A 21,340-nucleotide genomic window follows, 5' to 3' on the forward strand; every position below is an offset into this window, starting at 1 on the left:
GCCATCATGAGCAAGCTCGACAGCCCTGATCGCGTGAAGCCGGCGGCGCCCCCGCCGCCGGCCCCCGCGCCGCTCTATGCCAATCGCACGCGGATCTATCCGAAGGCGGTCACCGGCACGGTGCGGCGGGCGAAATGGGCGATCCTCGCGCTCTGCCTCGGCCTCTACTACACCGTGCCGCTGCTCCGCTGGGACCGCGGGCCGGCGCTGCCGAACCAGGCGGTGCTGGTGGATATGCAGAATGCCCGGCTGTTTTTCTTCTGGATCGAGATCTGGCCGCAGGAGGTCTATTACCTCACCGGCCTGCTGGTGCTGGGGGCGATCGGCCTCTTTGCCGCGACCTCGCTGTTCGGCCGGGTCTGGTGCGGCTTCGCCTGCCCGCAGACGGTCTGGACCGACCTCTTCATGTGGGTGGAGCGGCGGATCCAGGGCGACCGCAACGAGCGCATGCGGCTCGACAAGCAGAACTGGAGCCGGGAGAAGCTGCTGAAGAAGGGCGCCACCCATGCCGCCTGGCTGGCCATCGCGGCCGCCACCGGCGGCGCCTGGATCATGTATTTCAACGACGCGCTGGCGATGACGCGGGACTTCTTCACGCTGCGGGCCAGCGGCACCGTCTATTTCTTCTTCGGCCTCTTCACCGCCACCACCTACCTGCTGGCCGGCTGGGCGCGGGAGCAGGTCTGCACCTACATGTGCCCCTGGCCGCGCTTCCAGGCGGCGATGCTGGATGAGAGTTCGCTGGTCGTCTCCTATCGCGGCTGGCGCGGCGAGCCGCGCGGCAAGGCCAAGGCGGCAGGGGTCGGCGACTGCGTTGATTGCCGCGCCTGCGTGAATGTCTGCCCGACCGGCATCGACATCCGCGACGGGCTGCAACTGGAATGCATCGGCTGCGGCCTCTGCATCGATGCCTGCGACGACATCATGGCGCGGCTCGACCGCCCGAAGGGCCTGATCGCCTTCGAGACCTTCGCCAATATCGCGGCCAGCGAGGCGGCGGCGAAGCCCCTGCCGCCCGGCCCGGCGCGGCTCGCCTGCGGCATGCAGGCCCGCACCCCGACGCGCTTCCTCAGGCCGCGCACCTGGCTCTATCTCGGCGTGCTCGGCCTGGTCGCCGGGATCATGGCCGGCAGCTACATGCTGCGCGAGACGCTGAGCCTCGCGGTGATCCGCGAGCGCGCGCCGTTGTTCGTCCGCCTCTCCGATGGCGGCATCCGCAACGCCTATGCGCTGAAGCTCGCCAGCAAGACGCGCGAGACGGAGATGCTCTCGCTGGTGCTGGACGGCCCGGCCGGGCTGCAAATGCTGGTGCAGGACGCCGAGGCCGATGCGCAGGGGCGGCCGGTGCTGGTGACGCGGCCGGATGGCATCACCCAATGGCGTGCCCTGGTGACCGCGCCGCCCGGGTTGCGCCTGCCGGAGAATATCCCCGTCACCTTCCGCCTGATCGACGCCGAGGGCCGCATCGCGGTCTCCGAAGCCAGCGTCTTCCTGGGACCGAAGCCATGAGCGCGACTTTCGACCCCCGCCGCAGCCGCTGGATTCCCTGGGCCTTCGCGGCCGGGATGCTCACCGTGGTGGCGGTGAACGGGGTGCTGATCACCTCGGCGCTCTCCACCTTCACCGGCGTCACGGTGAGCCAGTCCTATGACCGCGGCCGGGCCTACAACCAGGTGCTGGCCGAGGCCGCCCGGCAGGAGGCGCTGGGCTGGCGCGCCGAGGTGACGCTGGGCGAGGGCGCGCTGCGCGTCATGGTGCTGGATGCGGCGGGCCAGCCCGTCCGCGGCCGGCTGGAGGGCGTGCTGCGGCGGCCGCTGGAGCGGGAGGAGATGCCGCTCGACCTCGCCGCCATAGCGCCCGGCGCCTGGCTCGCCCCGGTGGCGTTGCGGCCGGGCCAGTGGGAGGCACGGCTGAGCCTCGCCGGCGCCGAGGGCCAGCACCTCGACATCCGCCAGCGGCTGGTCGTGCCGTGAGCCTGATCGGCCGCGTCACCCCCGAAGCCGCGCCCGCCAGCGCCGCCGCCTGCCTGCATTGCGGCGCCGTGCTGCCGCCCGGCGCCGGCCGCTTCTGCTGCACCGGCTGCGAGGGCGCGCATGCATTGGTCGCCGGCCTCGGCCTGGATGGCTTCTACCGGCGCCGGGCCGCGGCCGATGGCGCGCTGCGCCCGGCGGTGGAACCCGCCGCGGTGGATTTCGCCGGCCATGCCCGGCCGGGCCGCGAGGGCGAGCACAGCCTGGAATTGATGATCGCCGGCCTCGCCTGCGGCGCCTGCGTCTGGCTGGTGGAACAGGCGCTGGCCGCCGAGCCCGCGATGCTGCGCGCCCGCGCCAGCCTCGCCACCCGCCGCCTGACCCTCGCCTGGCGCGGCCCGGCGGCGCGGGCCAATGATTTCGCGGCACTGCTGGCCCGGCTCGGCTTCCGCGTCGCGCCCTGGTCGCCGGCCTGCCTGAGCGCCACCGAGGATGCCGAGGGCCGCACCCTGGTGCGGGTGCTCGGCATCGCCGGTTTCGGCGCCATGAATGTGATGCTGGTCTCGGTCGCCGTCTGGGTCGGCGCCGATATGGGCGAGGCGACGCGCGGGCTGATGCATTGGCTGGCGGCGCTCATCAGCCTGCCGGTGGTGCTGGTGGCGGGCATGCCCTTCTACCGATCCGCCCTCGCGGGGCTGCGGGGCGGGCGGGTGAACATGGATCTCGCCGTCTCGATCGGCGTGCTGGCCACCACCGCCATGTCCCTGTCGGAGACCATCCGCAACGGCCCCTTCACCTTCTTCGACGGTGCCGTGAGCCTGCTGGCACTATTGCTGGCCGGCCGCGTGCTGGACCGCGCCGCCCGCCGCCGCGCCCGGCAGGCGGTGGCGGAACTGCTTGCCTTGCAGGAGGGCAGCGTCTCCCTGTTCGGCGAGGATGGTGGCGTCAGCGCGGTGCCGGTCGAGAGCGTCCGGGCCGGCCAGCGCATCCTGGTGGCGGCCGGCGAGCGGCTGCGGCTCGACCTGCTGCTGGAGGCGGGCGAGGCGCTGCTGGATACCGCCGCCACCACCGGCGAGAGCCTGCCGCGCCGCTTCGCCGCCGGCGCGCCGCTGCCGGCCGGGGCGGTGAACATGGGCGCGGGCTTCACCGCCCGGGTCGCCGCCGCCGCCGCGGATGGCTCGCTCGCCGCCATGGCGCGGCTGCTGGAACGGGCGGAGGGCGCGCGCGGCCGCTATGTCGATCTGGCCGACCGGGTGGTGCGCTATTTCGTGCCCACCGTGCTGGCCGTGGCGCTGGCCACCTTCCTCGGCTGGTGGCTCTGGGGCGGGCTGCATTGGCAGGCGGCACTGGTGCCGGCGGTGGCGGCACTGATCGTCACCTGCCCCTGCGGCTTCGCCATCGCCATCCCGGCGGTGCAGGCGGTTTCGGTGGGAGCGCTGTTCCGCCGCGGCGTGCTGGTCGCCAGCGCCACCGCGCTGGAACGGCTGGCCTCCGCCGATCATGTGGTGCTCGACAAGACCGGCACCCTGACCGAGGGCCGCCCCGCCCTGCTGCCCGGCGACTGGACCGAGGCCGAACTCCGCGCCGCCGCCGGCCTGGCCCAGGCCAGCCGCCACCCGCTCTCCCGCGCGCTGGCCGCCGCCTGCCCGGAGGCGCCGGCCGCCGAGGGCGTGGAGGAGCTGCCCGGCCGCGGCCTGCGGGCCGGCGGGCGCCGCCTCGGCAGCGCCGCCTTCCTCGGCATCCCCGGCGAGGATGCCGGGATGACGCTCTGGTATGCGGCACCCGGCCAGGCGCCGGTGGCCTTCCGCTTCGCCGACCGGCTGCGCGCCGATGCCACCGCCATCGTGGCGGAGCTTCAGGCGCTCGGCCTCTCGGCCGAATTGCTCTCCGGCGATGCGCCCAATGCGGTTGCCGCCGTGGCCGGGCAGACCGGTATCACGGCCTGGACCGCCCGCGCCACGCCGGAAGCCAAGGCGGCGCGGATCGAGGCCCTGCGCGCCGAAGGCCGCCGGCCGCTGATGGTGGGCGACGGCATCAACGATGCTGCGGCGCTGGCGCTGGCGCATGTCGCCGCCTGCCCGGGCGATGCCACCGACCTCGCGCAGACCGCCGCCGACCTGGTGCTGCAGGGCGAGGGGCTGGCGGCGCTGCCGGCCGCGATCCGCAGCGCGCGGCGGGCGCAACGCCTGGCACGGCAGAACATCACCTTCTCGCTCGCCTACAACCTGGTGGCGGTGCCGCTGGCGGTGGCCAATATCGTGACACCGCTGCTGGCGGCGCTGGTGATGGCCTCCTCCTCGCTGGTCGTCACCCTGAATTCGCTGCGTGCCGAATCCGGCAAGGAGAGCCCCAGATGGACGCGCTGATGCTGCTGGTGCCGCTGTCGCTGCTGCTGGCCTTCCTTGGCCTGCTGTTCTTCCTCTGGACGCTCCGCACCCGCCAGTATGACGACCTGGAGGGCACCGCGAGCCGCATCCTCTTCGACGACACCCCCCGCAAGGAGCCACGCCCATGACCGGCAGCAGGATCTTCTTCACCGCCTTCGCCGCGCTGCTCGCGCTGGTCGGGCTTTTCGCCGCGGCGGCCAGCCGCGACTACCTGCATGTCTTCGGGCTGATGCTCTTCGCCTTCGGCGTGGTCTTCGCGCTGTCCTGCGTGAAGCGGCATTTCGACGAGGCCGAGGCGGCGCGGCGCTGACCTGCGCCGCCGCCGCGACCATCTGACCCATGAAACGGTATGGATGAGCCTGGGCCGCTCATCCAATCGTCAAGTCATGGCCCTGCCTGAAGATCTGCGGGCGGCAAATCATTTCTGGCCTATGGCTCGCCACGGGCCCAGACTTCAGGCGACCGGGAAGTGTCAGTGCTCCAGCCGCGCCGCGCGCAGGGGGGGCGAATGTCCGATCCCGACCGGCCGCACGCCGAGATCCGCAACCGCCTTCTCACCGCGCTGCCGCCTGACGAACTGGCGCGGCTCCGGCCCAGGCTGGAGCCTGTCGAGCTTCCCTTCAACCAGACCCTCTACGCGGCGGGCAGCCGGGTTGATGCCGTGCTGTTCCTCGAGAGCGGCATGGTTTGCATGCTGGCGACGCTGGGGGATGGCGGGCAGGCCGAGGTCGGGATCGCGGGCCGGGAAGGCATGGTTGGCCTCGCCACCCTGCTCGGCGTCGACCTCTCGCTGACCGAGGCCAGGGTGCAGATGGACGGCACCGCCCTGCGGATTGGCGTGGCGGCATTCCGCGAGGCGCTGGACCGGAGCGCCGGGATGCGCAGCCTGCTGCTGCGCTACGCCCTGGCCTTCCATGGCCAGGTGGCGCAGATCGCCGCCTGCAACGCGCATCATGCCATCGAACGGCGCCTCGCCCGCTGGCTGCTGATGGCGCATGACCGTGCCGAGGCCGACGAATTCCCGATGACCCATGAGTTCGTCTCGATGATGCTCGGGGTGCGCCGCCCCGGCGTCTCGGTCGCCGCCGCAATGCTCCAGAAATCGGGGCTGATCCACTACGCGCGGGGCCACTTGCGTATTGTGGATCGGCCGGGGCTCGAGGCGGCCTCCTGCGAATGTTACGTGGCCTCACAAAACTGCTTCGAGAACGCACTCATCCGAGGACCGGAAAGGCCGCATGGCTAGGTTAATTCCATGCAAGCCACGGTTCGGTACATCCCGCGGGTCGCCGCGGCATTCGTGGTCGGGAGCAATGGCGGCGGTTTCGGTCACATGGCAGGACCGTAATATGCTCTGGCCTGCAATCATCGATGTCCGAAACCGGACAGACATCCAGCGCCCAGCTCGTTTGATGCTGCGCCGTGGTCGCCTGAGTGTGAACCCCCCATGCGGGTTCGATATCGGCTTGGACAACCATGGAAATTGCAGGATAGCGCCATGCATATGGGAGCAATTCTGAGCAACGGGGCCATGCTCCGGAACCGTCGCATCCTTGTCGTCGAGGATGAGGCGCTGGTGGCGATGATGGTCGAGGACGAATTGCGCGAAGCCGGCGCCAAAATCCTGACCGCCGCGACCGTCGGCAATGCGCTGCGACTGATCGAGGCGGCCATGCAGGATGGCGGGCTCAGCGCGGCCGTGCTCGACATCAATCTCGGCGGGGAGATGGTGACGCCGGTGGCCGATGTGCTGGCCAGGCTCGGCGTGCCCTTTCTCTTCGCCACGGGTTATGGCGAGGGCTGCGACAAGGGCGGGCATGACGCCGTGCCGATGCTGCACAAGCCCTTCGAACCCCTTGATCTGGTCGTCGAGATCAAGGCTCTCGCCCCCGCCGGCGACGCCTGGCAGGAGGTCACGGCGCTGGCGTCCAGCTCTGCTTCAGGCAGCGCAGCGTGAAGCTGGTGCGGGTGTGGCGCACGCCGGGCAGGCGGTACAGCTTCTCCCGCAGCAGCCGCTCATAGCCCGCCGTGCCGCCGACCGCGGCCTTGATGACGTAGTCGTATTCGCCGGTGACCAGCCAGGCCTCGATCACCTCCGGCATGTCGGTGACGGCCTGTTCGAAGCGGCGCAGGCTGTCCTCGTCATGGTGCTCCATCATCACCTCGATGATGACGGTATCGGGCAGGCCGAGGCTGGCCTGGTCCAGGATGGCGACATAGCCCTGGATCACCCCGGCCTGTTCCAGCCGCCGCACCCGGGTCCAGCAGGGGGAGGCCGATAGCCCCACCTCCTCCGCCAGTTCGGCATTGGTCAGCCGGGCCCGGCGGTGCAGGGCGCGCAGGATGCGGCGGTCTGTTGCGTCCATATCGGGGCCTCCGGGCAGAAGCTTCTGCCGTCCTTTCGGCGCCGCACAACAGAATTCGAAAGCACCCTTTGCCCTTCCCTCGGCATCCTGCCGGCCCTAGGTGTAGGCCGAGGGAGTCGATCATGGGCAATATCCAGCGGCCGGACGTGACGCTTGAGGACCGGTGGGAGAGCACCGGGCAGGTGACGCTGCTCACCGGCATCCAGGCGGTGGTGCGTATCCCGCTGCTGCGCCACGCGCTGGATGCGGCCCAGGGCTGGAACACCGCCGGCTATATCAGCGGCTATCGCGGCTCGCCGCTCGGCACCTTCGACAAGGAACTGGGCAAGCAGGCGAAGCGGCTGGCCGAGGCCAATATCGTCTTCAACCCCGGGCTGAACGAGGATCTGGCCGCCACCGCCATCGGGGGCAGCCAGCAGATCGCGCTCTATCCCAATGCGAAATACGAAGGTGTCTTCGGCATCTGGTACGGCAAGGGGCCGGGGGTGGACCGCAGCGGCGATGCGCTGCGCCATGCCAATAGCGCCGGCACCGCGCCGCGCGGCGGCGTGCTGGCCCTGGCGGGAGATGATCCTTCCGCCAAATCCTCCACCGTCACCAATACCTCGGAATATGCCTTCGTCGATGCCGAGATCCCGATGCTGGACCCCTCGGGCGTGGCGGAGGTGCTGGAATACGGCCTCAAGGGCCTGGCGATGTCGCGCTATGCCGGGCTTTGGGTCGGCATGAAATGCGTGGCGGAGACCATGGATGGCGCCGCCACGGTGCGGATCGACCCGGCCGCCTATGCCACGGTGGAACCGAAGGATTTCCCGCTGCCGCCGGACGGCGTGCATATCCGCGCCAAGGACACGCCGCTGGCGCAGGAACAGCGGCTGCGCCAGGTGAAGCTGCCGGCGGCGGTGGCCTTCGCCAGGGCCAATGGCATCGACCGGGTGGTGCTGGACAGCCCCACCGCGCGCTTCGGCATCGCCGTGCGGGGCAAGGCCTATGCCACGCTCCGCCAGGCGCTGCGCGATGCCGGCATCACCGAGGAGATGGCCCGGCTGGCGGGCCTGCGCCTCTGGAAGGTCGGCCTCGCCTGGCCGCTGGATGCCGAGGGCGCCCGCGCATTCGCCCGGGGCCTCGAGGAAATCCTGGTGATCGAGGACCGCCGGCCGCTGCTGGAGCCGCAGCTTCGCGACGCGCTCTACCACTTGGCCGAAAGGCCGCGCGTGGTGGGCAAGCGGGACGAGGCGGGGCAGCCGCTGGTGTCGGACCTGACGGAGCTCGACACCGCGCAGGTGCTGCGGGCGCTCGCCGCCCGGCTGCCGGAGGCGCTGCGGACCGAGCGGCTCCGCGCCCGCATCGCCGAGCTGGACGCCCTCACCACCCTGGCCGCGCCGCTGCATGAGCGCGCGCCCTATTTCTGCCCGGGCTGCCCGCATAACAGCTCGACCAGGGTGCCGGAGGGCAGCATCGCGCTGGCCGGCATCGGCTGCCACTACCTCGCGCGATTCATGGACCGCGACACGGAGATGTTCACCCAGATGGGCGGCGAGGGCACGCCCTGGCTCGGCCAGAAGGATTTCGTGGGCGACCGGCACGTCTTCGCCAATATGGGCGACGGCACCTATGCCCATTCCGGCAGCCTGGCGATCCGTGCCGCTTTGGCCGCCAAGGCCGACATGACCTTCAAGATCCTGGTGAACAGCGCCGTCGCCATGACCGGCGGCCAGACTCCGGAAGGCGAGATGACGGTGCCGCATATCGCGGCGCAGATGGCCGGCGAGGGCGTGGCAAGCATCACCGTGGTCTCCGACGACCCGGACCGCCACCGTGATTCGCCGATGATGCCCCAAGGGAAGACGGTTGGTATCGCCTTCCACCACCGCTCCGAACTGGATGCGGTGCAGCGCCGGCTGCGGGAGACGCCGGGCGTGACGGTGCTGATCTACGACCAGGAATGCGCCACGGAACGCCGCCGCAAGCGCAAGCGCGACCTGGCGCCCCAGGCCACCCGCCGCGCCATCATCAACCCCCGCGTCTGCGAGGATTGCGGCGACTGTTCCCGCGCCTCCAACTGCCTGGCGGTGGAGCCGGTGGAGACGCCCTTCGGCCGCAAGCGCCGCATCGACCAGAGTGCCTGCAACCAGGACCTCTCCTGCGTCGATGGCTTCTGCCCCTCCTTCGTCACGCTGGTCGGCGCGCAGCCGGCGAAGCCGCCGGTCAAGGCCCTCAGCTTCACCGGCACCTTGCCGGACCCGGTGCTGCCGCAGCCGCGCGAGGGCGAATCCGCCTGGAACATCCTGCTGGCCGGGGTGGGCGGGCAGGGGGTGACGGCGCTTTCCGCCATCCTCGGCATGGCGGCGCATCTGGAGGGCCGGCCGGTGCGGTCGGTGGATATGCTCGGCCTCGCCCAGAAGGGCGGCGGCGTCTATGCGCAGCTCCGCATCGGCCGCGTCGGCGCGGCCCCGGATGACATCGCCGCGCCGCGCATCGGGCTCGGCCAGGCGGATCTGCTGCTGGCGGCGGATATGGTGGTGGCGCATGGCCGCACTGCGCGGCCGCTGCTCGGCGCCGGGCGGACAGTGGCGGTGCTGAATGCCGACCTCGCCCCCACCGCGGAATTCGTGCTGGATACCGCCACGCGTTACGACAGCGCCGGGATGCTGGGGGCCATCCGCGCCTCCTGCCGGGAGGTGGTGGCCCTGCCCGCCGCGGCGCAGGTGGCGGATGCGCTGGGCGACCTGATCTACCTCAACGTCTATCTGCTCGGCATCGCGTATCAGCGCGGGCTGGTGCCGCTTTCGGCCGAGGCCATCCTGCGCGGGCTGGAACTGAACGGGACGCAGGTGGAGCGCAACAAGGCCGCCTTCACCGCCGGCCGCGCCGCCGCCCTGGCGGAGCCGGAACCGAAGCCCGAGGCCGAGACGCTGGATGCGCTGATCGCCCGCCGCGTCGCCGATCTCACCGCCTATCAGAACGCCGCCTATGCGCGCGACTACCTGAGCTTCGTCAACCGCGTGCGCATCACCGAGAAGACTGCGCTGGCGAGCGAGGAGCGCCTGACCCGCATCGTCGCCACGCAGCTCTACCGGCTGATGGCCTACAAGGACGAATACGAGGTGGCGCGGCTGCACAGCCTGCCGGAATGGCGGGCGCGTTTGGAAGGGGGCTTCACCGGCACGCAGCGGGTGGAGTTGCATCTGGCGCCGCCCATCCTGGCGAAGCGCGACCCGGTCACCGGCCTGCCTGCGAAGATGGCATTCGGCCCCTGGATGCTCCGCGCCATGCGGCTGCTGCGGCATGGCAAGCGGCTGCGCGGCACCAGGCTCGATCCCTTCGGCCGCACCGAGGAGCGGCAGGCGGAACGCGCCCTGCCGGGCGAATACCGCGCCGGGATCGAGCGGCTGCTGCGCCGCCTCTCGCCGGCCACCCATGCCCGCATCTGCGACTGGGCCGAGGCCGCCGCCGGCATCAAGGGCTTCGGCCATATCAAGGCGCGCAACCTGGAAGCGGCGCGGGCGCGCATGGCGGAGATCGAGGCGGGGATGGACGCGCCCGCCGCGCAGCCGGTGCCGGTGGCGGCGGAATAGGCTCCCCCGGCCCGGCTCAATAGGGGACGGCGTCGTCCTCCTGGCTCGGCCGCTGCGGCGGCTGCTGGAAGGGCTGCATCGCCATCGCCACCTGCATCGCCTGGGTTTGGTCCACATTGACCCGCAGGATGATTTGCCGAATCTGCCCCGGCGTCAGGGTGCGCGGGGCGACGATGACCGCCTGGCGGATTCCCAGGGCGCCGCCCGAGGGATCGCGGACCGTGAGCCGGGTGACGTCGAGGCCGCTGCGCTCCAGGGCCGCGATCATGCTGGCGAATTCCCGCTCGACCTCGGGGATGTCGATGCCGCCGGCCCCCAGCTCGCAACTCCGCCGCGGCTCGTTCCAGATCAGCAGGGTGCGCAGCCCGGCGGATGGCCGCAGCCAGGCGCGGATCCCCGGGTTCCGCAGCGCGGCCGGCATCGGGCTCGGCTGGCGCTGCGGGTCGAAGGCGACGAAGCCATAGGCCTGCGCCTGCTGCACGACATCCTCGGTCTGCAGCTTGCCGCAGATGGCGGCGAAGGCGCGCACCACCGAAGCCGAGGGGGAGGCGGTTGCCGCCGGTTGCGACGCGCAGCCGGAACAGATCGCCAGCAGGAGGGCGGGCAGCAGGGCCTTCCGGGCGCGTCCCGCATCTGTCGCCGGAGGTTGCATGCTGGCTATCCTTGTCTCGCCGATCCCGGAATCGCTGCGCCCGGTGCCGCTGCGCCGGCCGGGATGGCCTTCATGGCCCGCGAGTTTCACCGCGGGCTGCGGCGAGGGCAAGCCGGCGCCGGCCGCGCAAACCCGCCGCTTTCCTGGCTCGGGCGCCGGTGCACGCAGGTTTGCGGAGCCGGCCGGGGCGGCTGCCGGCATGTCCCGGCGCTGGACGCGACCATGGCTGCCCGGCGATGATGCGGGCCGGAGGACAGGACATGCCGCTCGACCAGCCAGGTGCCTTCGACCTGCCCGAGGCCACGCGCGAGCTGCGCGACACCGCGCTGGCCTTCGCCCAGGAGACCCTCGCGCCGCGCGCCCTGGAATGGGACCAGGCCAGGCACTTCCCGGTGGCGGAGCTGCGCGAGGCGGCGGCGCTGGGCATGGCCGCGCTCTATGTCCGGGAGGAATCGGGTGGCGCCGGCCTCACGCGGCTCGACGCCGCGGTGGTCTTCGAGGCGCTGGCGATGGGCTGCCCCACCATCTCCGCCTTCCTTTCCATCCACAACATGGTCGCCTGGATGATCGACCGTTTCGGCGATGACGCGCAGCGCGCCCGCTGGCTGCCGGAACTTGTGCCGATGCGGCTGGTCGCCAGCTACTGCCTGACCGAGCCGGGCTCGGGCTCCGATGCCGCCGCGCTGCGGACCCGGGCGCGCCGCGAGGGCGATGCCTATGTGCTGGACGGCAGCAAGCAATTCATCTCCGGCGCCGGCGCCGCCGACCTCTACCTCACCATGGTGCGCACCGGGGGCGAGGGGCCCGGCGGCATCTCCGCGCTGCTGGTGCCGAAGGAGACGCCCGGCCTCTCCTTCGGCAAGAACGAGGCGAAGATGGGCTGGAACGCCCAGCCGACCCGCAGCGTGATCTTCGAGGGCGCTCGCGTCCCGGCCGAGGCGCTGCTCGGCGCTGAGGGGGGAGGGCTTCCGCTTCGCCATGGCGGGGCTGGATGGCGGGCGGTTGAACATCGCCGCCTGCTCGCTCGGCGGCGCCCAGGCGGCGCTGGAGAAGGCGCTGGCCTATGTGCAGGAGCGCCGCGCCTTCGGCCGCGCCATCGCCGATTTCCAGAATACCCAGTTCCGCCTGGCCGATATGCAGACCGAGCTGGAGGCGGCGCGCAGCCTGCTCTGGCGCGCCTGCGCCAAGCTGGATGCCAAGGCGCCGGATGCCACCGCCTTCTGCGCCATGGCCAAGCGCTTCGTCACCGACACGGCGCATCGCGTGGCCGATGACGCGCTGCAATTGCTCGGCGGCTATGGCTACCTGGCGGAATACGGCATCGAGAAGATCGTGCGGGACCTCCGGGTGCACCGCATCCTGGAGGGCACCAACGAGATCATGCGGCTGATCGTGGCGCGGCAGATGCTGGGCCGGCGGGCATGATGCAGCTTTTCGGCTATTTCCGCTCCTCCGCCGCCTGGCGGGTGCGGATCGCGCTGCATCTGAAGGGCATCGCGGCGGAGCAGCAATTCCGCCACCTCCGCCGCGACGAGCAGCGCGCCCCGGAATTCCTGGCGCTGAACCCGCAGGGGTTGGTGCCGGCACTGCGGCTGGCGGATGGCGCGGTGCTGACGCAGTCGCTGGCGATCTGCGAATACCTGGAGGAGACGCATCCCGCGCCGCCGCTGCTGCCGGCCGAGGCCGCGCCGCGCGCCCGGGTGCGGGCCTTCGCCCAGGCCATCGCCTGCGAGATCCATCCGGTGCAGAACCTGCGGGTGCTGAACCGGCTGAAAGCCCTTGGCCTCAACCAGGACCAGGCCAATGCCTGGGCGCATGACACCATCGCCGAGGGGCTCGCGGCCTGCGAGGCGCTGGCGCGCGCCGATGGCGCCGGCCCCTTCTGCTTCGGCGACCGGCCTGGCCTGGCCGATCTCTGCCTGGTGCCGCAGATCTACAATGCGCGGCGCTTCGGCGTGGAACTGAACGCCATGCCGCGGCTGCTGGCGGCGGAGGCAGCCTGCCTCACCATGCCCGCCTTCACGGAAACCGCGCCGGAGCGGCAGCCGGACGCGGAATAGCCGATTCCGCCAGGGCGAAGACCCGGAGCGCGCTGGCCAGTGGTTGCGCGGGGTCGGCCCGCGCCGCGTCCAGCACCGCCACCAGCCCGGCCAGGCTCTGGCCGCGCCGCCCCGCCGCGGCCTCCAGCACGGCCCAGAATTCCGGCTCCAGCGCCACCGAGGTGCGGTGCCCGGCAAGCTGGAAGCTGCGCTTGCGGAGGTGGCGGGCGGCCCCGCTCACCCGCCCCCGTCCAGCGTGGCGCCCGGTTCCACCATCTCCTCCGGCCGTACCCAGCGGTCGAAGTCCTCGGGCTGGACATGGCCGAGCTGCGCCGCCGCGTCGCGCAGGGTGAGGTTCTCGGCCAGCGCCTTCTTGCCGATCGCCACCGCCTTGTCATAGCCGATGCGCGGGTTGAGCGCCGTCACCAGCATGAGCGACTTGGCCAGGTTCTCGGCGATGCGCTCGCGGTTCGGCTCCAGCTTCGCAACCATATGCGTGGCGAAGCTCTCGGCGGCATCGGCCAGCAGGGTGGCCGATTGCAGCACGGCCTGGATGATGACCGGCTTGAAGACATTGAGTTCGAGGTGCCCCTGCGCCCCCGCCACCGTGACGGTGGCGTTGTTGCCCATCACCTGGGCGCAGACCATGCTGAGCGCCTCCGACTGGGTCGGGTTGGTCTTGCCGGGCATGATGCTGCTGGAAAGCCCATCGGCCGGGATCACCAGCTCGGCGAAGCCGGAACGCGGGCCGCTGCCGAGCAGGCGGATGTCGTTGGCCAGCTTGTTCAGCGAAACGGCGATGGTGTTCATCGCGCCCGACAATTCCACGAAGGCGTCATGCGCCCCCATGCCCTCGAACTTGTTCAGGTTGGGCGTGAAGGCGAGGCCGGTGCGCCCGGCGATGATCTCGCAGAAGACCCGGTCGAAATCCCGGTGCCGGTTGAGCCCGGTGCCCACCGCCGTGCCGCCCTGCGGCAGCGCCAGCAGCCGCGGCAGGACATCGCGCAGCCGCGCCTGGCCGAGTTCCACCTGCCGCGCCCAGGCGCCGAATTCCTGGCCGAGCGTCACCGGCACCGCATCCATCAGATGCGTTCGGCCGACCTTCACGATCCCGGCCCATTCCTCCGAGCGTTTCCACAGGCTGGCATGCAGCCGGCCGAGCGCCGGCAGCAGCCGCCCCTCCACCATCTCCACCGCGGCGATGTGCATCATGGTGGGGAAATTGTCGTTGGAGGACTGGCCGCGATTGACGTGGTCGTTCGGATGCACCGGCTTGCGGCTGCCGAGCGGCTGGCCGAGGATTTCGTTCGCCCGGTTGGCGATGACCTCGTTGGCGTTCATGTTGGTCTGGGTGCCGCTGCCGGTCTGCCAGACCGGCAGGGGGAATTCGGCGTCGCGCTTGCCGTCCGCGATCTCCTGCGCCGCCTGCTTGATGGGCTCCGCGATCTCCGCGGGCAATTCGCCGAGCCGCTGGTTCGCCTCGGCGCAGGCCCATTTCTGCAGCCCGACGGCGCGGATCAGCGCCGGCGGGAAGCGTTCCGAGCCGATGCGGAACAATTGCCGGGCACGTTCGGTCTGCGGCCCCCAGTAGCGGTCGGCCGGGATTTCGATGGTGCCCAGCGAGTCGGTTTCGGCGCGGGTGGTGCTGCCTTCGCTCATCGCGCATCCTCCATCCCGCATCGCGCGGGCCTAGCCTGAATAGGTGGAGATCTCGATCAGGTTTCCATCGGGATCGCGGCAATAGACCGACATGATGGGGCCGAGCGCCCCCACCTTGGCCACCGGCCCCTGCTCGATCATCACGCCGCAACCATGCAGGTGCCCCACCACATCGGCGGCATTGAAGGCCACGATGAAGCAGAGATCCTGGGTGCCCGGGCGGCACTCCGCCGCGGCGATCCATTCCTCCGCCGGCGCGTCATGCGGCCGCAGGTTGAGCTTCTGGCCGCCGAATTTCAGGGCGGTGCGGCGCCCTTCGCCGAAGGCCTCGCGGTCCATGCCCAGCACGCGCTGGTACCAGGAAGCCATGATCTCCACGTCGCGGCAGTTGATGACCAGGTGGTCCAGGCGGTCCACGGCAAAGCGCATCTTTATGGGTTCCCCTGCGGCAGGCGGGCCGTGACCTCAATCTCGATCCGCATGGCGTCGGTCTGCAATCCGGCATGGATGAGGGTGGAGGCCGGGCGGGCCTTGCCCAGCCACGTCTTCACCACCGGCCAGCAGGGCTGCCAATCCTCCCGCCGCGGCACGATGAAGAGCACGCGCACCACGTCGTCGAGGCTGGCGCCGGCCTGGGCGAGCGCTTGCTCGATGTTGCGGAAGCACTGCTCGGCCTGCGCCACCACGTCATCGGCGATGGTCATGGCCGCATAGTCGTAGCCCGTGGTGCCGGAAACCCAGACATGGTCGCCATCCACCACGGCACGGCTATAGCCGATCTCCTCCTCGAAGCGGCTGCCGGAGGAGATGCGGCGGCGGGTCACTCCAGCCCCTCGTAGAAATCATTCCCCTTGTCGTCCATCACGATGAAGGCCGGGAAATCCTCCACCTCGATCCGCCACACCGCCTCCATGCCGAGTTCCGGGTATTCCAGCACCTCGACCTTGCGGATGCAGTCCTGCGCCAGCCGCGCCGCCGGGCCGCCGACGCTGCCGAGATAGAAGCCGCCGTATTTCTGGCAGGCATTCCGCACGGCCTTGCTCCGGTTGCCCTTGGCCAGCATCACCAGGCTGCCGCCGGCGGCCTGGAAGGCCTCCACATAGCTGTCCATGCGCCCGGCGGTGGTCGGGCCGAAGCTGCCGGTGGCATAGCCTTCCGGCGTCTTGGCCGGGCCAGCGTAATAGACCGGGTGGTTCTTCAGGTAGTCCGGCAGGCCCTGGCCGGCATCCAGCCGTTCCTGCAACCTGGCATGGGCGATGTCGCGCGCCACGACCACGGTGCCGGTCAGCGAGACGCGGGTCTTCACCGGGCATTTCGACAGGGTGGCGCGAATCTCGCTCATCGGCCGGTTCAGGTCGATCCTCACGACCTCGCCGCCCAGGATGCCGTCCGTGGCTTCCGGCAGGTATTTCGCCGGGTCGTGCTCCAACTGCTCCAGGAACACGCCCTCCGGCGTGATCTTGGCCTTTACCTGGCGGTCGGCGGAGCAGGAGACGCCGATGCCGATCGGCAGGCTGGCGCCATGCCGGGGCAGGCGGATGACGCGCACATCATGGCAGAAATACTTGCCGCCGAATTGCGCGCCGATGCCGAGGTTCTGCGTCAGCTTGTGCACCTCCGCCTCCAGCGCCGGGTCGCGGAAGGCGTGGCCGGACTTGTCGCCGCTGGTCGGCAGCGCATCCAGCCAGCGGGTGCTGGCGAGCTTCACCGTCTTGAGGTTGGTCTCGGCCGTGGTGCCGCCGATGACGATCGCCAGGTGGTAGGGCGGGCAGGCGGAGGTGCCCAGCGTCTTCACCTTCTCCTCGATGAAAGCCAGCAGCTTCGGCTTGTTCAGCACGGCGCGGGTCTGCTGGTAGAGGAAGGTCTTGTTGGCGCTGCCGCCGCCCTTCAGCACGAACATCAGGTGGAACTCGTCCGCATGATGCTCGCCGGGCGCGGCCATGATGGAGAAGTCCACCGGCAGGTTGTTGCCGGTATTCACCTCCTCGAACATGGAAAGCGGCGCCATCTGCGAATAGCGCAGGTTGGTCTCGGTATAGGTGCGGTGGACGCCGTAGCTGAGCGCCTCCTCCTCGTCGCCCTGCACCCAGACCCGCTGGCCCTTCTTGCCGAAGACGATGGCGGTGCCGGTGTCCTGGCACATGGGCAGCACGCCACCGGCCGCGATATTGGCGTTCTTCAGCAGGTCGAGCGCCACGAAGCGGTCATTCGCGCTGGCCTCGGGGTCCTGCAGGATATTCGCGAGCTGCCGCAGATGGCCCGGCCGCAGCAGGTGGGACACTTCCTTGCAGGCCTGGAAGGCCAGCGCCTCCAGCGCCGCCGGCGTCACCTTCAGCACGGGCCGGCCCTCGACCTCGATGGTGGAGACGCCCTCGATGGGCAGTTTCCGCCAGGGGGTGGTGTCCTCGCCGAGCGGGAACATCGGGCTGTAGAGGAAGCCGGCCGGGCGGGCCGGGGCGGCCGCCTCGGCGGCATCAAGCGGTGGGGTCACGGGCGGTCTCCGCGAACTGGCGCCGCCTGGTGGGGCGGCGCGGTCAGGTCACGCGGGGCTTACAGCAGCGCAGCCCGCAAGCCAACGGGCCAGGCGGCCGGGCGGGCCGGCCGCCGAGTCAGTCCCGGGCGGGCCGGCGCCGGAAGGCGTCCAGGCTGACCACCTGCGGCTTGGGCTCGGGCTTCGCTCCGTCCGGCGCCGGTTCGGACGCGGCCGGCTCCTCGGCGGCTGCGATGTCCGGCGCGGTGCCCTGGAAGCGCAGGCCGAAGCGCACATGCGGGTCGGCGAAGGCGGTCAGCGCCGCGAAGGGCACGGTCAGCATGGAGGGCACGCCGCCGAAGGACAGGCCGACCGAGAAGCTGCCCGCCGCCTTGTCCACCGCCAGGTCCCAGAACCGGTGCTGCAGCACGATGGTCATCTCCTTGGGGTAGCGCGCCCGGAGATGGCCGGGGATGGAGACCCCGGGATGGTCGGTGCGGAAGGTCAGGTAGAAATGGTGATCGCCCGGCAGGCCATGCTTGCCGACATGGACCAGCGCGTCCTGGACCACGGCGCGCAGCGCCTCCTCGGTCCATTGGGCATAGGGCAGAAGGCTCTCGGTCGGGGCAGTATTGTTGTCGCTCATGAATCCACCTTCCCGCTGACCATAGGCGAGAATCCGCGTTCGCGAAAGTGGGAGCGTGAAATTCGGCGAAAGTGGGGGGGCTTCTGTTGCCCGGTGCCCCCCCGAACCGCGCTTACCTATTCCTAGGCAGCGAGTGCGACAGCCTCGCGGCTGTTATCGTTCGCACTTATCAATGGCCCGATGACGGCGGAACCATGCCGGGCAAAAGCGGCCTCTTTACCACGCGCGTCGAGCCTGTTTCGCCCCCATGCCGCCCCGGAACCGAGGGGCTGAATGGTGGAGGCGCCGGGCACTGCCCCCGGGTCCGCAACGCTTATGCCAAGCCGTGTTTATCGCCATAGCCGCCGAGGCGGCGAAGTGAATATAGGTGGTCCCGTGCCGGAAATCGAGGGGGGCTCGATGCGTCGTCCCTGTGGCGCAGGGCGCGCCCGCGCGCTATGCCTCGCCGCCGTTTCGCATCCAGGGGACCTCGCGCATGGCGCTGACGACCGAGCAGCAGCAGGAGATCGAGGCCGCGCGCGATGCCCTGGGCCAGACGCGCCGCCCCACCGTCCCGGCGCTGGAAGCCTTGCTGTTCCAGCCCCTGCCGGTGCTGGACCACGGCTTCCTCAGGGTGATCGACTACATGGGCGACGATGCGGCGGTGGTGCAGGCCGCCCGCGTCTCCTATGGCCGCGGCACCAGGGCGGCGAATGAGGACCGCGGGCTGATCCGCTACCTGATGCGGCACCGGCACTCGACCCCCTTCGAGATGTGCGAGATCAAGTACCATGTGAAGCTGCCGATCTTCGTGGCGCGGCAGTGGATCCGGCACCGCACCGCGAACATCAACGAATACAGCGCCCGCTATTCCATCCTGGACCGTGAATTCTACATCCCGGCGCCGGAGCACCTGGCCGCGCAATCCGCCAGCAACCGCCAGGGCCGGGGCGAGGTGCTGGCCGGCGCCGAGGCCGCCCACGTGCTCGACCTGCTGCGCCAGGACGCGACCCGGACCTACGACCATTACGCCGAGATGCTGAACGAGGACGCGGAGGGCAACCCGCTCGACCCCGCCCGCCAGGGCCTGGCGCGGGAGCTGGCGCGGATGAACCTGACGCTGAACACCTATACCCAGTGGTACTGGAAGACCGACCTCCACAACCTGTTCCACTTCCTCTCGCTCCGCGCCGATGCCCATGCCCAGCACGAGATCCGCGTCTATGCCGAGGCGATGCTGCAGACCGTGCAGGCCTGGGTGCCGATGGCCTTCGAGGCTTTTCGCGACTACCGCATGGGCGCGGTGAGCTTCTCCGCCCAGATGCTGGCCGTGGTGCGGCGGATGCTGGCCGGCGAAGCGGTGGCGCAACCGGGCAGCGGCCTTTCCAAGCGGGAATGGCGGGAGTTGATGGAGATGCTGGAGCGGGAGGGATAACGGCGCATGGGCTGGATCCTGCTCGGCCTGCTGCTGGTATTCGGCTTGCCGGTGGCGCTGCTGGTCATGGGGATGGCGCTCGCCATCTGGGTGACGCTGGCGGTGGCCGGCGCGGTCTGGGGGCTGGTGACCTTCCTGTTCGGGGCGCCGGTGCTGGGAGTGGTGCTGGCGCTGGTCCTCGGCATCGCGATCGGCCGGGCCATGGCGCACCGGCCGGTCCCGTGACCGCCGCCCGCCGCGCGGTACCCCGTGCCGCGGCCCCGCGCCCCGCGGCCCGGCCCCGCGCCAAACCCGCGCCCGCCGCGCTCAGCCGCCGCGCCCGCTGGGTGCGGGTGGCGTTGCTGGTGGCGGCGGTGCTGCTCGGCCTGCCGCTGGCGCATGCGATGTTCGGCGAGGTGGTGGCGCTGCTCGGCGGCACCTTGATGCTGGGCTTCTGGTTGGGACGCTGGACCATGCCGGGGCGCTGACCGGCGGGCCTTAGCAGGCCGGCTCGGGTCAAATCCGGAGCCCGTTCCGCGGATCGCTCCGGAACGGCGCCAAGGGACCGCGCGTTGCGCGCCTGTTCCCCACCCCGTCCGGACTGGCCTCCGGCCCGCGAGTCCCTGGAAGGCAAGCCCCATGCCCACCCAAGCCACGCCCCAAGCCGAGCCGGACCGGGTGACGATCACCCTCACGGTGAACGGCAAGCCCCGCTCCCTGGCGCTGGAGCCCTGGACGACGCTGCTCGACCTGCTGCGGGAGGAACTCGGCCTCACCGGCACCAAGAAGGGCTGCGACCATGGCCAGTGCGGCGCCTGCACCGTGCTGCTCGACGGCCGGCGGGTGAATTCCTGCCTGGCACTCGCCGTGATGCAGGACGGGGCGAGCGTCACCACCATCGAGGGCCTCGCCGCCGCCGATGGCACGCTGCACCCGATGCAGACGGCCTTCATCGAGCAGGACGCCTTCCAGTGCGGCTATTGCACGCCCGGCCAGATCTGCTCGGCGATCGCCCTGCTGGAGGAGGACCACGCGCAGAATCCAGACGAGATCCGCGAGCTGATGAGCGGCAATATCTGCCGTTGCGGCGCCTATCCCAATATCGTCGCGGCGATCGAGCAGGTGATGGCTTCGGGCGGGGAGCCGGCGCCATGAACCGCTTCACCTATGCCCGGCCCGCCGACCTGGCCGGGGCGCTGCGCGAGATCGCCCGTGATCCCGGGGCCAGGTTCATCGCCGGCGGCACCAATCTCGTCGACCTGATGAAATACGATGTCGAGCGGCCGACGCGGCTGGTCGATGTCACACGCCTCCCCGGTCTCGATGCGATCGAGGAAACCGCGGCGGGCGGGCTGCGGATCGGTGCGCTGGTGAGCAATACCGCCATCGCCTATGATGCGCGGATCGGGCGCCGCTACCCGCTGCTCGCCAGCGCGGTCCTGGCCGGCGCCTCGCCGCAGCTCCGCAATGCCGCCTCCACCGGCGGCAACCTGCTGCAACGAACGCGATGCTACTACTTCTACGACGCCGCCACGCCCTGCAACAAGCGCGAGCCCGGCTCGGGCTGTCCCGCGATCGGGGGCGTCAACCGCATCCATGCCATCCTCGGCACCAGCGAGCATTGCATTGCGACGCATCCCTCCGACATGTGCGTGGCGCTCGCGGCACTGGAAGCCGTGGTGCAGGTCGCCGGACCAGGTGGCGAGCGTGCCATCCCCTTCGCCGAGTTCCATCGCCTGCCCGGCGACCACCCGGAACGCGACACCACTCTCTGCCAGGATGAGATTATCACCGCCGTCGAATTGCCGCCGGAGGGCTTCGCGGAACACCACACCTACCTGAAGCTGCGCGACCGCCTCTCCTACGCCTTCGCCCTGGTCTCCGTCGCCGCCGCGCTGGAGCTGGATGGCGGGCGGATCGCCCGGGCACGGATCGCGCTCGGGGGCGTGGCGCACAAGCCCTGGCGCATGCCGGAGGCGGAGGCGGCGCTGGCGGGCCAGCCGGCGGAGGCGGCGAGCTTCGCCCTGGCGGCCGACCGGCTCCTGGCGGGCGCGCAGGGCCATGGCCACAATGATTTCAAGATCGATCTCGCCCGGCGGGCGATCCTGCGCGCGCTGTCCCAGGCCGCGGCAGGCACGCCGCAATCCCAGACCGACAAGCGTATTCGATAGGATATCGGC

At 70.6% G+C, this 21,340-nt stretch carries 22 protein-coding genes, 1 other RNA gene and 1 pseudogene; 15 read left to right on the forward strand and 9 right to left on the reverse strand.

Features of this window, described 5'->3' with window-relative positions; translation table 11 throughout:
* Positions 1-6 precede the first annotated feature (6 nt).
* The 7 genes from ccoG (at position 7) to KSF81_RS08355 (ending at position 6,314) form a co-directional block, all read left to right on the forward strand.
* Positions 7-1,509, forward strand: a complete 1,503-nt coding sequence (gene ccoG, locus KSF81_RS08325; protein WP_217378581.1) for a cytochrome c oxidase accessory protein CcoG — start codon at positions 7-9, stop codon at positions 1,507-1,509.
* The gene (locus KSF81_RS08330; protein WP_217378582.1) at positions 1,506-1,973 is read left to right on the forward strand and encodes a FixH family protein; all 468 of its coding nucleotides are present in this window, start codon (positions 1,506-1,508) and stop codon (positions 1,971-1,973) included. The genes ccoG and KSF81_RS08330 overlap by 4 nt, the downstream gene beginning before the upstream one ends.
* Complete coding sequence (locus KSF81_RS08335) at positions 1,970-4,336, forward strand: heavy metal translocating P-type ATPase (RefSeq protein ID WP_309139506.1); 2,367 nt, start codon at positions 1,970-1,972, stop codon at positions 4,334-4,336. The genes KSF81_RS08330 and KSF81_RS08335 overlap by 4 nt, the downstream gene beginning before the upstream one ends.
* Positions 4,324-4,485 carry a cbb3-type cytochrome oxidase assembly protein CcoS gene (ccoS, locus tag KSF81_RS08340; protein WP_217378583.1) on the forward strand — a complete coding sequence of 54 codons (162 nt, stop codon included), beginning with the start codon at positions 4,324-4,326 and terminating at the stop codon, positions 4,483-4,485. The genes KSF81_RS08335 and ccoS overlap by 13 nt, the downstream gene beginning before the upstream one ends.
* On the forward strand, positions 4,482-4,667 hold the full coding sequence (locus KSF81_RS08345) for a hypothetical protein (protein WP_217378584.1): 186 nt from the start codon (positions 4,482-4,484) through the stop codon (positions 4,665-4,667). Before ccoS ends, KSF81_RS08345 begins: the two co-directional genes overlap by 4 nt.
* 198 nt (positions 4,668-4,865) lie before the next feature.
* Complete coding sequence (locus KSF81_RS08350; RefSeq protein WP_217378585.1) at positions 4,866-5,603, forward strand: Crp/Fnr family transcriptional regulator; 738 nt, start codon at positions 4,866-4,868, stop codon at positions 5,601-5,603.
* 285 nt (positions 5,604-5,888) lie between these two features.
* The gene (locus KSF81_RS08355) at positions 5,889-6,314 is read left to right on the forward strand and encodes a response regulator (protein WP_217378586.1); all 426 of its coding nucleotides are present in this window, start codon (positions 5,889-5,891) and stop codon (positions 6,312-6,314) included.
* On the opposite strand, the gene KSF81_RS08360 is transcribed toward KSF81_RS08355, so the two are convergent.
* Positions 6,271-6,723, reverse strand: coding sequence for an Lrp/AsnC family transcriptional regulator (locus KSF81_RS08360; protein WP_217378587.1), 453 nt, complete (start codon positions 6,721-6,723; stop codon positions 6,271-6,273). The two genes, KSF81_RS08355 and KSF81_RS08360, sit on opposite strands and share 44 nt — an antisense overlap.
* 122 nt (positions 6,724-6,845) lie before the next feature.
* Here KSF81_RS08360 and KSF81_RS08365 point away from each other — a divergent pair, with 122 nt between their 5' ends.
* Positions 6,846-10,301, forward strand: a complete 3,456-nt coding sequence (locus KSF81_RS08365) for an indolepyruvate ferredoxin oxidoreductase family protein (RefSeq protein WP_217378588.1) — start codon at positions 6,846-6,848, stop codon at positions 10,299-10,301.
* A 16-nt stretch (positions 10,302-10,317) separates the two neighbouring features.
* On the opposite strand, the gene KSF81_RS08370 is transcribed toward KSF81_RS08365, so the two are convergent.
* Positions 10,318-10,953, reverse strand: a complete 636-nt coding sequence (locus KSF81_RS08370) for a hypothetical protein (protein ID WP_217378589.1) — start codon at positions 10,951-10,953, stop codon at positions 10,318-10,320.
* 260 nt (positions 10,954-11,213) lie between these two features.
* On the opposite strand from KSF81_RS08370, the pseudogene KSF81_RS08375 reads away from it, so the two are divergent.
* A pseudogene (locus tag KSF81_RS08375) lies at positions 11,214-12,378 on the forward strand (acyl-CoA dehydrogenase family protein).
* Positions 12,378-13,013, forward strand: coding sequence for a maleylacetoacetate isomerase (maiA, locus tag KSF81_RS08380; protein WP_217381616.1), 636 nt, complete (start codon positions 12,378-12,380; stop codon positions 13,011-13,013). The pseudogene KSF81_RS08375 and the gene maiA overlap by 1 nt, the downstream one beginning before the upstream one ends.
* Here maiA and KSF81_RS08385 read toward each other — a convergent pair.
* The 7 genes from KSF81_RS08385 to ssrA form a co-directional block, all read right to left on the reverse strand.
* Positions 12,973-13,233, reverse strand: a complete 261-nt coding sequence (locus tag KSF81_RS08385; protein WP_217378590.1) for a ribbon-helix-helix domain-containing protein — start codon at positions 13,231-13,233, stop codon at positions 12,973-12,975. The genes maiA and KSF81_RS08385 overlap by 41 nt on opposite strands.
* Entirely contained in the window at positions 13,230-14,651 is a 1,422-nt protein-coding gene (locus KSF81_RS08390) for a lyase family protein (protein WP_217378591.1), read from the reverse strand. Before KSF81_RS08390 ends, KSF81_RS08385 begins: the two co-directional genes overlap by 4 nt.
* Positions 14,652-14,681: 30 nt before the next feature.
* Entirely contained in the window at positions 14,682-15,080 is a 399-nt protein-coding gene (locus tag KSF81_RS08395; RefSeq protein WP_217378592.1) for a VOC family protein, read from the reverse strand.
* A 2-nt stretch (positions 15,081-15,082) separates the two neighbouring features.
* The gene (locus KSF81_RS08400; protein WP_217378593.1) at positions 15,083-15,475 is read right to left on the reverse strand and encodes a RidA family protein; all 393 of its coding nucleotides are present in this window, start codon (positions 15,473-15,475) and stop codon (positions 15,083-15,085) included.
* A complete protein-coding gene (locus KSF81_RS08405; protein ID WP_217381617.1) occupies positions 15,472-17,073 on the reverse strand; it encodes a fumarate hydratase in 1,602 nt (533 codons plus the stop codon). Before KSF81_RS08405 ends, KSF81_RS08400 begins: the two co-directional genes overlap by 4 nt.
* A gap of 187 nt (positions 17,074-17,260) precedes the next feature.
* Positions 17,261-17,767: an SspB family protein gene (locus tag KSF81_RS08410; protein WP_217378594.1), complete on the reverse strand. Its 507-nt coding sequence runs from the start codon at positions 17,765-17,767 to the stop codon at positions 17,261-17,263.
* A gap of 70 nt (positions 17,768-17,837) precedes the next feature.
* Positions 17,838-18,160: a transfer-messenger RNA gene (gene ssrA, locus KSF81_RS08415) on the reverse strand.
* Between the two features lie 82 nt (positions 18,161-18,242).
* Here ssrA and thyX point away from each other — a divergent pair.
* The 5 genes from thyX (at position 18,243) to KSF81_RS08440 (ending at position 21,331) form a co-directional block, all read left to right on the forward strand.
* The gene (gene thyX / locus KSF81_RS08420; protein WP_217378595.1) at positions 18,243-19,181 is read left to right on the forward strand and encodes an FAD-dependent thymidylate synthase; all 939 of its coding nucleotides are present in this window, start codon (positions 18,243-18,245) and stop codon (positions 19,179-19,181) included.
* A 6-nt stretch (positions 19,182-19,187) separates the two neighbouring features.
* Positions 19,188-19,406 (forward strand): hypothetical protein, encoded by a 219-nt coding sequence (locus KSF81_RS08425; RefSeq protein WP_217378596.1) that lies wholly within the window; start codon positions 19,188-19,190, stop codon positions 19,404-19,406.
* Complete coding sequence (locus KSF81_RS08430) at positions 19,403-19,648, forward strand: hypothetical protein (RefSeq protein ID WP_217378597.1); 246 nt, start codon at positions 19,403-19,405, stop codon at positions 19,646-19,648. The genes KSF81_RS08425 and KSF81_RS08430 overlap by 4 nt, the downstream gene beginning before the upstream one ends.
* 151 nt (positions 19,649-19,799) lie before the next feature.
* Positions 19,800-20,315 (forward strand): (2Fe-2S)-binding protein, encoded by a 516-nt coding sequence (locus KSF81_RS08435; protein ID WP_217378598.1) that lies wholly within the window; start codon positions 19,800-19,802, stop codon positions 20,313-20,315.
* A complete protein-coding gene (locus tag KSF81_RS08440; RefSeq protein ID WP_217378599.1) occupies positions 20,312-21,331 on the forward strand; it encodes a xanthine dehydrogenase family protein subunit M in 1,020 nt (339 codons plus the stop codon). The genes KSF81_RS08435 and KSF81_RS08440 overlap by 4 nt, the downstream gene beginning before the upstream one ends.
* Positions 21,332-21,340: the final 9 nt, after the last annotated feature.

Source organism: Siccirubricoccus sp. G192 (assembly GCF_019084075.1).
GTDB lineage: Bacteria > Pseudomonadota > Alphaproteobacteria > Acetobacterales > Acetobacteraceae > G192.